Raw genomic sequence first — 16,433 nt, forward strand, 5'->3', positions numbered from 1 at the left:
TTAACTTACAGAAATAACTTTCAATATTTTAGGACGCGCCAAACAAAAAAAGCCCCGTGACCGAATGGACCACGGGGCTAAAAATTGGCTGGATGCGACCAACCAAAGGAGCTCTTTACATCACTTTGCGCTGGCGACCACGGTCTCCGGCTGCCAGCCACCCCCCAATGCCTTGTAGATCGCCACGATGCCGCGATACAGGTCCACTTCGGCCAGGGCTTGGGCGTCTTCGGCCAGCAGGCGTTCACGCTGGGCGTCGAGCAGTACGAGGAAGTCGGCGGTGCCTTCGCGGTAGCGGATTTCGGCCAGGTCGGCCGCGGCACGGCTGGATTCGCTCTGGCGGATCAGCGAGACCAGGCGCTGCTGGCGCTTGCCGTAGTCGCTGAAGGCATTCTCTGACTCTTCCAACGCTAGCAATACTTGCTGCTCGTAGGTGGCCAGGGCGCCGTCGGCTTCGGCATCGGCGCCGCGCAGGCGGGCGCGTACGCTGCCCAGGTCAAAGGCCGCCCAGGTGATGCTCGGGCCCAGGGCCCAGGCGTTGGCGGCGGAGGAACCGATCTGCGAGCCACGGCCAGCGGTAAACCCAAGGAAACCACTGAGGCTGACCCGTGGAAACAAGTCGGCCTTGGCCACGCCGATACGTGCGGTAGCCGCTGCCAGTTTGCGTTCGGCACTGAGAATGTCCGGGCGCCGTTGCAGCAGTTGCCCCGGGTCGCCAATCGGCAAGGCCTTGGCAATTGCCGGCAGGTTGGCTGGGCTCAGGTCCACGCTGAGTTTGTCCGGGCGCTGGCCGAGGAGGGTGGCGATGCGATTGCGCTCGCGCACTTGCTCGGCCTGCAATTGCGGCACGCTGGCTTCGACCGCTGCCAGGCGCGCATCGGCACGTACCACGTCCAGTTGGTCGCCGACGCCGGCATCGCGCAGGCTTTCGGTGATGGTGCGCGAATCCTGCTGGTTCTTCAGGTTGGCCAGGGCGATTTTTTCCCGCAGTTGCGCACCGCGCAGTTGGCCGTAGGCGTCTACCAGTTCGGCAATCAGGCTGACTTGCAGTTGGTAGAGGTCGGCTTCGGCGGCTTGCTGGTCGGCGTCGCTGGCTTCGAGATTGCGCTGGATGCGGCCAAACAGGTCCAATTCCCAGGCCATGTCCAGGCCCAGGTCATAGCGCTCGCTATTGACCCGGCGTGTGGTCTGGCCAGGGATCTGGCCCTTGGCCAAGTCGCTGCTGGCGCGGCTGGTGATGGTCGGCATCGCGTCATTGCTGGCGTCATCGCGAATCGCCCGGGCGGCCCGCAGGCGGGCAAACGCGACCCGCAGGTCCCGGTTGCCGCTCAACGATTGGCTGACCAACTGGTTGAGGATCGGGTCTTCGAATTGCTGCCACCAGATACCTTCGAACTTGGCGTGGTCGTATTGCTTGGCATCGGCGGCGGCCGTGATGTTGGCCGCCTCCAGTTGCTGGGTTTTATAGTCCGGGCCCACGGCACAGGCGGCGAGCGCCAATACCAACAGGCTCGGCAGGAACACTTTCACATTCATTGCTGTGTCTCCAGCTGCAAGGCCTTGGCCGCTTTGCGCGCTTGGCTGCGCTCCACATAGCGGCGGATCAACACGTAGAACACCGGCGTCAGCAACAGGCCGAAGAAGGTCACCCCGATCATCCCGGAGAACACCGCCACACCCATGGCATGACGCATCTCGGCACCGGCGCCGCTGGAGAACACCAGGGGCACCACGCCCATGATGAAAGCGAACGAGGTCATCAGGATCGGCCGCAAACGCAGGCGGCAGGCTTCCAGCACCGCAGCCAGCGGGTCGAGGCCTTCTTCCTGTTTATCCTTGGCGAATTCGACGATCAGGATCGCGTTCTTACAGGCCAGGCCCACCAGTACGATCAAGCCGATCTGGGTAAAGATGTTGTTGTCGCCACCGGACAGAATCACCCCGGTGATGGCCGACAGCAGGGTCATCGGTACGATCAGGATCACCGCCAGTGGCAAGCTCCAGCTTTCGTATTGGGCGGCCAGTACCAGGAACGCCAGCAGTACGCAGAGCGGGAACACGAACAGCGCGGTATTGCCCGAGAGGATTTGCTGATACGTCAGGTCAGTCCACTCGTAGGTCATGCCGTTGGGCAGTTCTTCTTTGAGCAGTTTCTCGATCGCCGCCTCCGCCTGGCCCGAGCTGTAGCCGGGGGCGGCGTTGCCGTTGATCTCGGCGGTGATAAAGCCGTTGTAGTGCATCACACGGTCCGGCCCCGAGGTGTCGCTGACCTTGATGAAGGTCGCCAGCGGGATCATCTCGCCCTTGTTGTTGCGCACTTTCAACTGGCCGATCTGGTCCTGGTCCAGGCGGAACTGCTGTTCAGCCTGCACGTTGACCTGGTAGGTACGGCCAAAGCGGTTGAAGTCGTTGGCATACAACGAGCCGAGGTAGATTTGCAGGGTGTCGAAGATGTCGCTGATCGCCACGCCGTGGGTCTTGGCCTTTTCCCGGTCGATAGCAGCATCGACCTGGGGCACGTTGACCGTGTAGCTGGTGAACAGGCCGAACAGTTCCGGCACGTTGTGGCTCTTGGCGATGACGTTCTGCACTTCTTTGTACAGCTCTTCATAGCCCAGGTTGCCACGGTCTTCGACTTGCAGGCGGAACCCACCGATGGTGCCCAGGCCCTGTACCGGCGGCGGTGGGAAGATCGCCATGTAGGCTTCCTGGATGTCGGCGTACTTGCCGTTCAGCGCCCCGGCAATCGCCCCGGCGGACATGCTGGGGTCCTTGCGCTCGCCGAACGGTTTCAAGGTCACGAACACAATGCCGCTGTTGGGGCTGTTGGTGAACCCGTTGATCGACAGGCCCGGGAAGGCGATGGCGCTTTCGACGCCGGGCTGTTTCAAGGCGATGTCAGACATGCGCTTGATCACGTTTTCGGTGCGGTCCAGGCTGGCGGCGTCCGGCAGTTGGGCGAAGGCCACCAGGTATTGCTTGTCCTGGGCCGGTACGAAACCGGTGGGCGTGTGGGCAAACCCGAAGAAGGTCAGCACCATCAGGCCGCCATACACGAACAGCGCGATACCGGTGCCACGGATCACCCGGCGCACGGTGCCGACATAGCCATGGCTGGCCTTTTCAAAGAAGCGGTTGAACGGGCGGAACAGCCAGCCACCGAAGAGCTTGTCGAGGAACCTGGAGAACCGGTCTTTTGGCGCGTCATGGCTGCGCAGCAAGACTGCGGCAAGGGCCGGCGACAGGGTCAGGGAGTTGAATGCCGAGATCACGGTCGAGATGGCGATGGTCAAGGCAAACTGCTTATAGAACTGCCCGGTCAAGCCGCTGATAAAGGCGGCCGGGATAAACACCGCACACAGCACCAGCGCCGTGGCAATGATCGGCCCGGTCACTTCGCTCATGGCTTTTTCCGTGGCCGGGAAGGGCTCCAGGCCCAGCTCGATGTTACGTTCGACGTTCTCCACCACCACGATGGCGTCGTCCACCACGATCCCGATGGCCAACACCAGGCCGAACAGCGACAGCGCATTGAGGGAAAAGCCGAACAAGTGCATCACCGCAAAGGTGCCGATCAGCGACACCGGCACTGCGACCAGGGGGATGATCGACGCACGCCAGGTCTGCAGGAACAGGATCACCACCAGCACTACCAGGATCAACGCCTCGAACAAGGTGTGCACCACCGCCTCGATCGAGCCGCGCACAAACACGGTCGGGTCGTAGGCGATGCGGTAATCCATGCCTTCGGGGAAGCTCTTTTTCAGCTCGGCCATTTTGCTGCGCACATCATTGGAGATGTCGATGGCGTTGGAGCCCGGGCGCTGGAAGATCGGAATCGCCACCGCCGGCTGATTGTCGATCAGCGAGCGCAGGGCATATTGGCTGGAGCCCAGCTCAACGCGGGCGATGTCCTTGAGGCGCGTGATCTCACCGTTGTCGCCGGCGCGAATCACGATGTTTTCGAACTCTTCCTCGGTGACCAGGCGGCCCTGGGTATTGACCGACAACTGGAAGCTGGTGTCGTTGGGCGCAGGTTGCGCGCCCAGGGCACCGGCGGCGACCTGGCGGTTTTGTTCGCGAATCGCGGTTACCACATCCGTGGCGGTCAGGTTGCGCGAGGCGGTCTTGTTCGGATCCAGCCACACCCGCAGCGAGTAATCGCCCATGCCGAACAGCTGCACATCACCCACGCCGCCCAGCCGCGCCAACTCATCCTTGATATTGAGGATCGCGTAGTTGGACAGGTACAGCATGTCGTAGCGTTGGTCCGGGGAGGTCAAGTGCACGACCATGGTCAGGTCGGGGGAGGCCTTGTCCACGGTGATACCAATGCGTGTCACTTCCTCAGGCAGTTTGGGCTGAGTGCGCGTCACACGGTTTTGCACCTGCACCTGCGCGTTATCCAGGTCGGTGCCCAGGGCGAAGGTGATGGTCAGGGTGAGCTTGCCGTCGGCGGTCGACTGCGAGGACATATAGAGCATGTTCTCGACGCCGGTGATCGCCTGTTCCAGCGGCGAGGCCACGGTTTCACCGATGACCTTGGGGTTGGCGCCGGGGAAGTTGGCGCGCACCACCACGGTCGGCGGTACCACTTCCGGGTATTCGCTGATCGGCAGTTGGAACAGCGAGATTGCGCCGGCGATCAGGATCAGCAGCGATAGCACCGCTGCGAAGATCGGCCGCGATATGAAGAACTTGGAAAAATTCATCTGGTGTGTAGTCCCTTAACCGCGTGGAGTCGCGACACTGGCGAGCTTGGGCGCGGTTTTATCCGGTGCCACTTGCTCCAGGTTGCTGGCTTCAAGCGCTTGTCGTTGTTGGGCCAGGGCGGCGAGGGTTGCCTGGCTGGCCATCGGGATGGTTTCTGGGGCAACCGGCGAACCCGGGCGCACCCGCTGCAAGCCCTTGACGATGATGGTGTCGTCCTTGCTCAGGCCGCTGCGCACGATGCGCAAGCCTTCGATCTTCGGCCCCAGTTCCACGGCGCGGTAGGCGGACTTGTTGTCGGCGTCCATCACCAGCACAAACTTCTTGCCAAGGTCAGTGCCCACGGCTTCGTCGGTGATCAGCACGGCGGAGTAGGTGCCGCTGCCGACCAACTTGAGGCGCGCATACAGGCCGGGGGTGAAACGCCCGTCGCTGTTGTCGAACACCGCGCGCCCACGGATGGTGCCGGTGGCGGGGTTGACCTGGTTGTCGACAAAGTTCATCTGGCCCAGGTGCGGGTTGCCGTCTTCATTGGACAGGCCCAGGTACACCGGGGTGGTGGCGCCGCGACGGCCTTGGCGCGCCAGCTCGGTGTACTTGAGGTACACGCGCTCGTCAGCGTCGAAGTAGGCGTAGACCTTGTCGGTGGAGACCACGCTGGTCAGCTCGGTGACATCGGCGGTGACCAGGTTGCCGGCGGTGATCGCGGCGCGGCTGACACGGCCACTGATGGGCGAGGTGACACGGGTGAAACTCAGGTTCAGGCGGGCCAGGTCCAGTTGCGCCTGGATTCCGGCCACGGCAGCACGGGCTTCCTGGGCGGCGGTGGTACGCGAGTCGGCCAACTCGGCAGAAATCGCATTGCTCTGGCGCAGGCGCTCGCCACGCTGGGCTTCATTGTCACTGCGCGAAGCAGCGGCTTTGGTTTGTTGAAGCTGGGCTTCCAGGCGGCGCACTTCAGCCTGGAATGGACGCGGGTCGATCTGGAACAGCAGGTCGCCTTTTTTTACCAGCGCGCCTTCGGTGAAGGCGACCTGGTCGATCTGGCCTGATACACGCGGGCGGATCTGTACGGTTTCCGGGGCTTCGAGGCGGCCGGTGAACTCGTCCCATTCATTGACCGGTTGTTCCAGGACCTTGGCAACGCTGACTTTGCTGGCGGGCATGGCGGCCGCTTGCTCGGGGGCCTTGCCGCATGCGCTCATCACCAGCACGGCCAAAAGGGCCAGGGGATAGCGCAAATGTTTGAGTGACTGTTCCATGAGGTGCATCCGCCAATGTATTTGAGATGGGCGGATCATGCTCGGCAGTGTGCTATCTCACGAATCGAATGAAACAAAGGTAACTATCATTCGGAATGATATAAGCGCCAGCCAAGCCCTCTAGCATGGGGCTTTCGTTAGGGTGCTATCAATCCCGTTAATGACAAGACACTGTTGCGCGAACTGCAACCAACCAAACAGCCTTGCCCTAAAGTGATCCCACTGTGGGAGCGGGCTTGCCCGCGATGGCGGTAGGTCAAGTAAGGATGTGGCGGCTGACCCACCGCCATCGCAGGCAAGCCCGCTCCTACAGTTGATGTGTGGCGTGGTCATGATTTCTGCTCTCAATGAGATTGCTTGGTTGTGGTTCCCACAAGGAGACAAGCAATACCCCAGCGTGTACCGTTGCGGCCTTTGTGCCGCAGGTGCTGTGGCTGTGGACATTCTCAGAGAGGCATCCATGCAGATCAGGGGGGAGCGGGCCGCGACGGTGTGTGGTTTGGTCGCGATTGTTTTGTGGAGCACCGCCGCCGGTTTGATCCGCAGTGTCAGTGAACTGTTCGGGCCCTTGGGGGGCGCGGCGCTGATCTACACGGTAGGCGCGATACTGCTGCTGGCCTGGCTGGGACGGCCGCGCCTGCGCGCCACGTCCTGGCGCTACCTGATCATGGGCAGCGGGTTGTTCGTGGCCTACGAGGTCTGCCTGTCCCTGGCCCTGGGTTTTGCCAGCAACCGCAACCAGGCGATTGAGCTGGGGGTGGTGAACTACCTCTGGCCGTGTCTGACGGTGTTGTTGGCAATCGTCATGAATGGCCAGCGAGCGCGCTGGATTATCGTGCCAGGCTCGGCGCTGGCGCTGTTTGGCATCCTGTGGGTGGTCAGTGGCGATGGCCTGGCATTGGCAACCATCGTCGCCAATGTGCAATCCAACCCCCTGAGCTACAGCCTGGCCCTGGGCTGTGCGATCACCTTTGCCTTGTATTGCAACGTCACGCGGCGCTACGCCGGCGGGCAGAACCTGGTGGTGTTGTTTTTCATCCTGACGGCGGCGCTGCTATGGGCAAAATTCGCCTTCAGTGCCCAAGTGCTGCCGGCTTTTACCTTGGGGAGCAGCCTGGAATTGCTCGCCACGGGCATCGCCATGGCGGGCGGCTATGCGCTGTGGAATATCGGTATCCTGCGCGGCAACCTGACCTTGCTGGCGACCGCGTCCTATGGCGCGCCGGTGCTGTCGTCGGCCTTTGCAGCGCTATGGCTGGGCGCTCACCTCACCCCGCAGTTCTGGCAGGGTGCGGTGCTGGTGACCGCGGGCTCGCTGGTGTGCTGGCACGCGACACGGGCGCAACCCTAGCGGCTGCGCCAGACCAGGGCCGGGATCACCCGGATATAGACCAGCTCGAACACCAACTCGATCAAGGTCTGGGTGATGACGGCGGCGGCGGCCAGGGCGCGGATATCTTCCGGCAGGGCCAGCGCCAGCGGCAAGACCACCAGTGAGTTGCGGGTCGCGCTGCTGAACGTGACCGCGCGCGCGGTGCTTGCCGGCAAGCGAAAGGCCCACGCCGTGAGTGCCCCGACCACTGGCGCCAACAGCATAAAGCCTAAGTAAACCGGCACCACCGGCAACAACTGCTCGATCTGCTGCGCGACAAACGCGATCTGCGAGCCAATCACCACGATCAGCACCGCCGCCATGGCCGGCACCGGCATCCATGCCCAGCCATCGTTCCAGCGCTCGAGCAGGCGCGAGTGCCGGGCGCCCGCGCAGGTCAGCACCGCCAGCAGCAGTGGCGCCACGATCAGCAGCAAAAAGGCCTCGACAAACGGGCCGATTGAGATCGCCACCGCGGCGTCACCGGAAGGTATCAGCGCCAGGTACAACGGCAGCAGGGCCAGTTGCAGCAACAGCAACACCGGGGTGGCGGCCAGCGTCAGCCGCGCGTCGCCTTTGCCAATGTGGGTAAACACCACCACGTAGTCGATGCACGGCGTCAGCAGCACCAGCAACGCGCCGATCAGGATGGCCGGGCGCTCGTTCAAACCACGGGTCAAGCCCCAGACCAGCAGCGGGATCAACACGAAGTTGGCGATCAGCAGCGCCGCCATAAAGCGTTTATTGGCCAGCCCCTGGCGCAGTTGCAGAAACGGGATCTGCAGGAACATGGCGTACATCAGCACGGCGATTGCCGGGGTTACCAGGGCGCCAAGCCCCGCTGCGGCCTGCGGGGCGAGCAGGCCACCGAGCGCGGCGCCGATGACGGCGACAAGGTAGACGGGGATCTGGTTCTGCTCAAGTTGTTCTCGGGTCACGGGGTGTCCTTGTCACGGGGGGCTGTGCGCGCCGTGCAGGGTAACCGAAACCAGGCACTCATTTTTGACTGAGTGCCGCCACCGAAAGCCCGGACGCGACGAAGGTCAGTCCGGCACCCACATTCAGGCCATTGACGACTTTGGGCTTGCGCTGCAGCCATGTCGACAGGCGCGTCGCAAAAATCCCCATGAGCGCAAAACCCAGGGCGGTCAATGCGGCGAACCAGGCGCCATAGACCATCATTTGCAAGGTGACCGAGCCCAATGACGGGTTGACGAACTGCGGAATGAACGCCAGCACAAACAGCCCCGGCTTGGGGTTCAGCGCCGCTGACAGGAAGCCGGTGAGGAAGATGCTTTTGAGCGGTTGGCGCGCCGCCGGCTTGAAGTTGATCAGGCTGCGCGAGCGCAAGACCTTGATGCCCAGCCACAGCAGGTAGCTGGCGCCGATGACTTTGACCACCCAGAAGGCCACGGCGGAGGTCTGCATCAGCAGAGTCAGGCCCAGCGATGCCGTCGCCACGTGAAACAGAATGCCGGTGCCCGACGCAACTCCGGAAACGGCCGCCGCCAGGCGTCCCTGGCTCAGCCCCCTAGCGATGGCCAGTAGGTTGTCCGGGCCGGGGGAGAGCACCAGTAACAGGCAGGCAGCGGTATAGGTCAGCCAGATATCCAGGGGGAACATAACGGCAGTCCTTTCGTCAACGATTGAGGACCGCCATCGTGTGCCAACCTGGCAACCCAGATCAAGCTCGATCCAACTGCCTGGAAGTCAGCACTTCAGAACGTCGCCTTCACCTGCAATCCCAGTATCAGCGCGTTGTCGATCTTCTTTGCGGCGAACGCCCCTGGCTCAATGATGTATTGCACATCCGGGCGCAGGGTCAGCCAGGGCGTGGCCTGGTAGCCGTAGCTCAGTTCGAGCAACTGTTCGGCACTGTCAAGGTTTGGCAAGGCACTGTCTTGGGCTTGGGCGGCCTGCTGCAGCACATCGCGGCTGCGCGGGTTGGGTACGGCGCGGCCGTACCCCAGGGCTACGGTGTCCCATGGTCGGCTGGCGAACGGCTTGTACAGCACCAGGCCGGCGCCATACCAGCGAGTGAACGGCGAGGCCGCCTTGCTGGCGGCCGAGTATTGGCCGAACGCATGCAAGGTCCGGCCCTCTGAGGCCTGGGAGTTCCACAGGGCCTGGTCGACCAGCAGATAATGGCCGCCGCGCCCGCTGACGTACTTGGCGCTGCCGATGCGCTGCACGTTGGAGCTGTCGTAGTAGTAGCCAAGCTTGTATTCGCCGGGCAGATCGCTGGCGTGCTTGTAGACCAGCTCGATGGGCACCACGGTGCCGGTCGTGTGCTTGGGCCCCAGGTGCCAGGCGCGGCTGGAGTTGCCGTTGCTTTGCGGGTCAACATTGAACGCCGCCACGCGTAATTGCCAGGCCGGCGAGAAGTCATACTTCACCCGTGCGCCCAGGTGAGCGTTGGGGTAGTTGGTCCAACCGCTGCCGCCGGACATGTTCAGGGGGTGCCCGCAGAAACCGGCGTTCATGAAGTTGCACAGGATCCCGCTGTCGAGGCCGCCCAGGTCGTTGCCCATGGCCATGTAGCCGAGCTTGAGGTTCAGGGCGGGCGTGAACAGGGTGCGCTCATAACTCAGTTCGGTCAGACGGGTGTAGAGCCCGCCGTAGTTTTCCTGGATCGGCAGGCGGTTGCCCACCAGGTCTTCGGAGGCGCTGTTGCCACGCCGGTCGTTGATCGTCAGTTGGATCTTGTCGCCGTTGTGCAGGCCATACAATTTGCCCAGGTCCAGTTGCACGCCAAGCTTGATGTTTTGCGAGTAGCGCGCCGAACGATGCTGGCCGCCATTGGCGTTATAGGCGGTTTCGCCGCTGTAGTCGCCGGTGAACTTGATGCCTTGCTCGTCGAGCTGATGGCGCAGGCCACCCCAGTCGCCGGTGAGGGGGCTGCCGTAGGCGGGCAGCGTGGCGCCCAGCAGCAGGCTGGCGAGCAGGCGCAGAGACAGAGTATTAAACGCGGGGGACATGCGGGGTCTTCCTGGAAAAATCACGATACCTGTGGGAGCCGTGCAGCCCGGCTCCCCCATTCAAATGGCGGCGCATCAGCGCCGCGCGGGGCTCAAGGCAGGGCGTAGGCGATCACGTAGTCGCCACGGTCGGTGGATTGGCGCGCGCCGCCCGCAGTGATGACCACATACTGTTTGCCGGTTTTTGGCGACACATAGGTCATCGGCCCACCCTGGCTACCCACGGGCAGGCGGGTTTTCCAGGCTTCTTCGCCATTGGCGCTGTTGAAGGCGCGCAGATAGAAGTCCTGGGTGCCGGCGATAAACACCAGGCCGCCTTGGGTCGACAGGGTGCCGCCCAGGGTCGGCAGGCCAACCTTGATCGGCAGGTGCATGCGTATACCCAGCGGGCCGGTGTCTTCAACGGTGCCGACCGGTACTTGCCAGGCAATCTGCTGGGTCTTCATGTCGATGGCGGTGAGGGTGCCGAACGGTGGCGCCTGGCACGGAATGCCGGCCACCGACAGGAAGCGGTTTTTGTTCACCGCGTAAGGCGTGCCCTTGAGCGGCACCGCGCCCATGCCGGTGTTCAACGCCTCGCCACCGGAGGAGGCCTGGGCCTTGTTTTGCGAGGGGATCATCTGGATCCACAGGCCCAGGCGCATGTCGTTGACGAAGATAAAGCCATGCACCGGGTCGGTGGAGATACTGCCCCAGTTCATTCCGCCCAGGGAGCCGGGGAAGCTCAGTGATTTATCGGTGCCCGGTGCGGTGTACAGGCCGTCGTAGCGCATGCTCTTGAAGTCGATGCGGCACAGCAGCTGGTCATAGGGGGTTGCGCCCCACATGTCCGCTTCGCCCAGGGTCTGCGCGCCGATCTGTGGCATGCCCACGGACCTTGGCTGGGTGGGCGAGTACGGTTCATTGGGAATGTCCGCAGCCTTGACCGGTACCTCTTGTACCTCGGTCAACGGCTTGCCGGTAGCGCGGTCGAGTACATAGATCTGCCCGGCCTTGGTGCCGATCACCACGGCGGGTACGGTCTTGCCGTCGGCCTGGGGGAAGTCGATCAGGCTCGGTTGCATCGGCAAGTCGAAGTCCCAGAGGTCATTGTGGACGGTCTGGTACACCCACTTTTCGGCACCGGTGGAAGCGTCCAGTGCCAGCACCGAGGCGCCGTACTTGTGATTGAGCTGGGTGCGCTCCACACCATAGATATCGGTGGACGAACTGCCCATCGGCAGGAATACCGTGTTCATCAGCGGGTCATAGGACATCGGCGCCCAGCTGTTGGGGGTGCTGCGCACATAGGTGCTGCCGGCAGCGGGGGCCTGCTTGTCTTCAGGGTTGCCCGGGTCGAATGCCCAGCGCATCTGCCCGCTGATCACATCAAAACCACGGATCACGCCGCCCGGCATATCGGTCTGGACGTTATCGGCGACGCGCCCGCCAACTACTACGGTGGTGCCGGCGATCAATGGCGCGGAGGACAACTGGTAATAGCTGTCCGGCACATTGCCCAGGCCGGCTTTCAAATCCACTTGGCCGTGGTTGCCAAAGTCCTCGCAGAACTCGCCGGTATCGGCATCCACTGCAATCAATCGAGCATCGATGGTATTGGTCAGCAGGCGCTGCTGGCACTGCGCACCGGCCGGCACGCTGGCGGCAATGATCGGCGAGCTGTTGGCCTGGGTTGGCTGGGCGATGGGTGCGGTGGCATCGAAATAGGCCATGCCACGGCAGCGCTGCCACACCGCCGACTGGGCGTTGATGGTGTTCTTCCACAGCTCTTTGCCGGTGTCGGCATCCAGCGCGATCAGGTTGTTATGGGGCGTGCAGATAAACACCTTGTTGCCGATCTGCAAGGGTGTGAGTTGATCTTCGGCGCCATTGCCGTCGCTGATGGCCACATCACCGGTGTGATAGGTCCAGGCCACTTTAAGCTTGTCGACGTTGGTGCGATTGATCTGGTCCAGCGCTGCAAAACGGCTGCCGCCTTCGGTGTTGCCGTAGTGCGCCCAGTCCTTCTGCGCCTCTGCCGGGGCCACGGGGGTCAAGCCCGGGCCTTTACCGTTGGGCGCGACACTGGGGTGGGCGACAAACATATTGCCCGCCGCCACGGCCAATGCCAGCGCCAGCACGCCCGCCACGCTGAAGGCGCCACGGCGGGTGCCCGGTGCCAGCAACGGATAGGCCAGCGCCACCGCAAGACCAATGGCGGCGAACATGAACAACCGCGAAAACAGTGGCCAGAACACCAGGCCTACATCCACCACAGCCCACACGGCAGTGCCAAGCAAAAATGCGGCGAACAACCAGGCACCTGCTCGTTTGCGCTTGGCAATCAACAGGCCGGAAATGGCCATGGCCACGCCGCCGATCAGGAAGTAGCCGGAGCCGCCCAGGCTCAGCAGTTTTGCGCCGCCGACGGCCAACGCCACGCCGAGCAGGGCGATGATTACGCCCAAGCCCAGCAACAGGAATCGAGAGGCGCCAGCGGCGCGGGGTGTGTGTTTCATGTCGAAAAACCCGAGGGTGATGGTCCAGGGGAGTAATGATAGCAAGCTAATTAACTGCTTGGTACATTTTGTATGGCATTTACAGATCCTGTACCGCACTTAAACAACACACTCTGGCTGGCCCGCAATTGTTCGACGCAGTTCAACGGCAGCAACCCCTGGAGACCGCGCTTGAGGTCACGTTCGCGGCGGGCGATGTAGAACGTCCGGTCATCGGGCAGGCTGCTCAAGTCGTCGATCTGGCGCGCCTGGCCCTTTGTGTAGAACTCTCCCGAATAGGAGCGGCGGCCCCAGTAGTAAAGGCTTCCCGGCGCGCTGGCTTGCAGTTGCTGCCAGGCGTAGGCGAGGTCGCGCTGGTTGTTGGGCCGATCAAAGGCACGGCCATCGATTGCGGCAATCGGCAGCCACACGGGCAAGAGCAGTGCCAGCATCAGTCCAGTGACTATTTTCCCGGTGCTCCAGCGCGCCTGATTGAGCGCCCCTGCCAGTAACAGGCTCCAGGCCGGTAGGGCCGGCAACAGGTAAGTCCACAGGATATTGCCGGAGAACGTGAAAAAGGCCGGGGTTGCCAGGGCCCACAGGGTGATGAACGCGTAGTAGCGTCCCGACAGCACCGAGCGGCGAAAGCCAATGTAGAGCGCGGGTAGCAGCAGGGTCCACGGGAAAAACGCCAGCAGCAGATCCAGCCAGATGGCACCGATTGGCCGGGCATGGGCGCTGCCGTACAAGTCGCCGGCCCAATCGCTGACGACATAGCGCTTCCAATGCTCGCCCACGAGGAAGTAATCAAGAAAGCCGGGGGTGCGTTGTTCGGCAAGCAGGTACCAGGGCACGGCGATCAGCAGCATCAGCAAAACGCCGGTGAGCCAGGGCAAGCGCAAAAAAGCGCGCCACTGGCGATAACCAACGGTCCAGGCGAACGCGGGAATGGCGACCAAGACCACTGCCAATGGCCCCTTCGCCAACAGGCCAAGACCCAGGCCGGCGAATCCTGCCAGCGCCCACCGCCGGTCGCCTTGTGCCACGCCGCGCCAAAAGCCGTAGGTGGCCAGCAGGACCGAGAAACTCAGTGCCGGATCAGTCAGCACCACCCCCGCTGACAGCAGGCCGAGGGTCGAGCTGGAAAAGATAATCGCCGCCAGCACGGCGGTTTTTTCATCCGCTTGCTCACGGGCAAAACGAATGATGATCAGGCAACTGGCCACATGAAACAGCCACGCGGGAACACGAATCGCGAACTCATTGATGCCCAGCCACTGCATGGCCAGCGCCTGGCTCCAGAACGACAGCGGCGGCTTGCCCCAAAACGGCAGATCCACCTCGAACAGCGGGGTTACCCAGTTACCGAGTACCAGCATCTTGCGCGCCATTTCTGCATAGCGGGCCTCTGAGGTGTCCATCAGCGGGTAGAGCCCCAGGCTTGCCAGGCGCAGGCCCAAAATGGCGATCAATAGCAGCCATAGCGTACGGGTCGTCATAGTCATCAGCGGTTTTCTTGTTCGCGAGGGTGTGTGGGGCAGGTGTGTTCCGGGCGTTCGGGGGTTTCGCCGAGCAGCCTGTCGAGCAGGTAGATGGGACGCTGCCTGACCTCGCTCAACGTCGCGCCCAGGTATTCGCCGATCATCGCGATGCCCAGGGCGATGAACGCGGCGATGCCCATGATCACGTGATGGGAACTGAAGGTGTTGACGCTGACCTGATAGATGATCAGGACCAGGGTCGCGATGAAAATCACCAGGCTGAGCAGGCTGAACCAGCGCAACGGCTTGCGCGAGAGGGCCAATACACCTTCGATACCCAGGTCGATCAGCGCCAGCGGCCCCCATTTGCTGAGGCCGGCGCTGCGTGGTTCACGGTCGTAGGGCAGCTCGATAGTATTGAACCCCAGCCAACTGATCAGGCCCTTCATGAACCGTGTGCGCTCGGGCATGCATCGCAGCGCTGCCAGGGGGGCAGGGCCAATCAGACGGAAGTCGCTGACGTCGGCAGGCACATCAAACTTGTCGGCCAGGAAGTTCATCAGTTTGTAGTAGAGATGGGCACTGATCCGTTTGCTTGACGTATCAGACAGTCGAGTGCGGCGCTGCATATTGACGATATCGCTGCCAGTCAGCCAATGATGAACCATTAATGGAATAAGTTCGGGTGGGTCTTGCAGGTCTGCGTCAATAAATAACAACCCATTGCCACCGGCATAATCAATACCGGCGACCATCGCCGCTTCCTTGCCGAAGTTGCGGCTCAGGTTTAGGCAGCGAACCCCCGGTACCCGGCAATAACCCGCCAGCAGCGCCAGTGTTTCATCGCGACTGCCGTCGTTTACATACAACACTTCATGGCGAATGGTTAATGTGTCCAGCACAGCCATTAATCGTTTATGAAAGAGTGGCAGTACCTTGGCTTCGTTATAACAGCAGACAACCACACTGAGCAGCGGGCGCAGAGGGCGCTCAGGTCTTGATGGGTTCATGGCGAAAGCTCCAGTGCTGATTGATTCGGTATGTGAGCAACGTCAGGGCGAGGGTGGTCAGCCCTTGCATCAGCCATAGGTGCTGGGGCCAGAGCGCCAGCAGCAAGGCCATCAGCCCCAGGTTTGCCGCGTTATAGGCGAGGGCCGTGATGCAAAAGCGCAACCATTGATAAGTATCGGGTGGGCGGGGGGGTGTGAACGTCCAGCGTTTGTTGCCTTGGTAACTTACGGCGGTGCCGATTAGTCCGCCCAGTAAAGTCGCTATTAATGCCGGTAGCGCCAACGACAATAACAAAAGTGTTAGGTAGTGAGCGCCGGTGGCAAGTACTCCAACTGTTAAATAACAAGGTAGTCGCGCGCAGGTGTTGTGGGACGCAGGGGCTGTCATCGAGAGAGTTACACGTATTCAAGAGTCTGTATGGTGCTGACTTTAACGACTCATGAATGTGCAAATGTGAAAAAGATGTTTGAAGTGGCTCATATTGCCAAAGTGTAATTTTAGTGTTGGCTAGTTGTTATAAGTCACCTATAGAAAGGGGCAGTCGGTCCCTTTCTATAGGAAAGATGGAGGATTAGACCGACAGGTGCTCATACAAAATCGTTGCACCCACAATCATCAGCACGACCCCGCCCACGATCTCTGCACGTTTGCCGAACATCGTGCCGAGGACCCGGCCGAGCATCACACCAATGGTGACCATGGTCATGGTCGCCAGGCCGATGGCGGCAGCGGCCACCCAGATGTTCACATCGACAAACGCCAGGCCGACGCCCACCGCGAGGGCATCGATGCTGGTGGCAAATGCGGTGACGGCAAGGACCAGGAAGGAGTGCTGGGCGCTTTTCTCTTCGGCCTCGTCTTCGTGCTTGAGGCCGTTGTAAATCATGTGCAGGCCCAGTACCACCAGCAAGGTGAAGGCGATCCAGTGGTCCCAGTCTGCCACCCAGCGCGTGGCGGCCTGGCCGATCAGCCAGCCGATAATCGGGGTGATCGCTTCGATGACGCCGAAAATCAAACCGGTACGCAGCGCTTCCGACAGGCGTGGTTTGTGCAGGCTGGAGCCTTTGCCGATCGCGGCGGCAAAGGCGTCGGTGGACATGGCCAGGGCCAGGAGAATGAGGGAAACAGGATTCACGGGCGCT

Annotated in this window: 11 protein-coding genes; 1 reads left to right on the forward strand and 10 read right to left on the reverse strand. The window is 62.0% G+C overall.

Going from position 1 to position 16,433, the window contains the following annotated elements; genetic code table 11:
- Positions 1-120: 120 nt before the first annotated feature.
- The 3 genes from HBO05_RS00735 to mexE are packed head-to-tail and all read right to left on the reverse strand — an operon-like array spanning position 121 to position 5,972.
- Positions 121-1,536 (reverse strand): TolC family protein, encoded by a 1,416-nt coding sequence (locus tag HBO05_RS00735; protein ID WP_169951431.1) that lies wholly within the window; start codon positions 1,534-1,536, stop codon positions 121-123.
- Positions 1,533-4,712 carry an efflux RND transporter permease subunit gene (locus tag HBO05_RS00740; protein WP_170041477.1) on the reverse strand — a complete coding sequence of 1,060 codons (3,180 nt, stop codon included), beginning with the start codon at positions 4,710-4,712 and terminating at the stop codon, positions 1,533-1,535. Before HBO05_RS00740 ends, HBO05_RS00735 begins: the two co-directional genes overlap by 4 nt.
- Before the next feature lie 15 nt (positions 4,713-4,727).
- Positions 4,728-5,972 (reverse strand): multidrug efflux RND transporter periplasmic adaptor subunit MexE, encoded by a 1,245-nt coding sequence (mexE, locus tag HBO05_RS00745; RefSeq protein WP_169951435.1) that lies wholly within the window; start codon positions 5,970-5,972, stop codon positions 4,728-4,730.
- A 460-nt stretch (positions 5,973-6,432) separates the two neighbouring features.
- Here mexE and yddG point away from each other — a divergent pair, with 460 nt between their 5' ends.
- Complete coding sequence (gene yddG, locus HBO05_RS00750) at positions 6,433-7,323, forward strand: aromatic amino acid DMT transporter YddG (protein ID WP_169951437.1); 891 nt, start codon at positions 6,433-6,435, stop codon at positions 7,321-7,323.
- Here the strand turns inward: yddG and HBO05_RS00755 are convergent.
- The 7 genes from HBO05_RS00755 to mntP all read right to left on the reverse strand — a co-directional run bounded on the left by HBO05_RS00755 (position 7,320) and on the right by mntP (position 16,426).
- Positions 7,320-8,282, reverse strand: coding sequence for an arsenic resistance protein (locus HBO05_RS00755; protein ID WP_169951439.1), 963 nt, complete (start codon positions 8,280-8,282; stop codon positions 7,320-7,322). The two genes, yddG and HBO05_RS00755, sit on opposite strands and share 4 nt — an antisense overlap.
- A gap of 58 nt (positions 8,283-8,340) precedes the next feature.
- A complete protein-coding gene (locus HBO05_RS00760; RefSeq protein WP_170041475.1) occupies positions 8,341-8,967 on the reverse strand; it encodes a LysE family translocator in 627 nt (208 codons plus the stop codon).
- A 95-nt stretch (positions 8,968-9,062) separates the two neighbouring features.
- Positions 9,063-10,322, reverse strand: a complete 1,260-nt coding sequence (locus HBO05_RS00765) for a carbohydrate porin (protein ID WP_172311197.1) — start codon at positions 10,320-10,322, stop codon at positions 9,063-9,065.
- Positions 10,323-10,414: 92 nt separating this feature from the next.
- Positions 10,415-12,820: a glucose/quinate/shikimate family membrane-bound PQQ-dependent dehydrogenase gene (locus tag HBO05_RS00770; protein ID WP_172311199.1), complete on the reverse strand. Its 2,406-nt coding sequence runs from the start codon at positions 12,818-12,820 to the stop codon at positions 10,415-10,417.
- Positions 12,821-12,870: 50 nt separating this feature from the next.
- On the reverse strand, positions 12,871-14,304 hold the full coding sequence (locus HBO05_RS00775; protein ID WP_262381356.1) for a glycosyltransferase family 39 protein: 1,434 nt from the start codon (positions 14,302-14,304) through the stop codon (positions 12,871-12,873).
- A complete protein-coding gene (locus HBO05_RS00780; RefSeq protein WP_262381004.1) occupies positions 14,304-15,290 on the reverse strand; it encodes a glycosyltransferase in 987 nt (328 codons plus the stop codon). Before HBO05_RS00780 ends, HBO05_RS00775 begins: the two co-directional genes overlap by 1 nt.
- Before the next feature lie 572 nt (positions 15,291-15,862).
- Entirely contained in the window at positions 15,863-16,426 is a 564-nt protein-coding gene (gene mntP / locus HBO05_RS00790) for a manganese efflux pump MntP (protein WP_170041471.1), read from the reverse strand.
- Between the last annotated feature and the right edge of the window lie 7 nt (positions 16,427-16,433).

It is taken from the genome of Pseudomonas sp. WS 5079 (genome assembly GCF_012985465.1).
Classification (GTDB): Bacteria; Pseudomonadota; Gammaproteobacteria; order Pseudomonadales; family Pseudomonadaceae; genus Aquipseudomonas.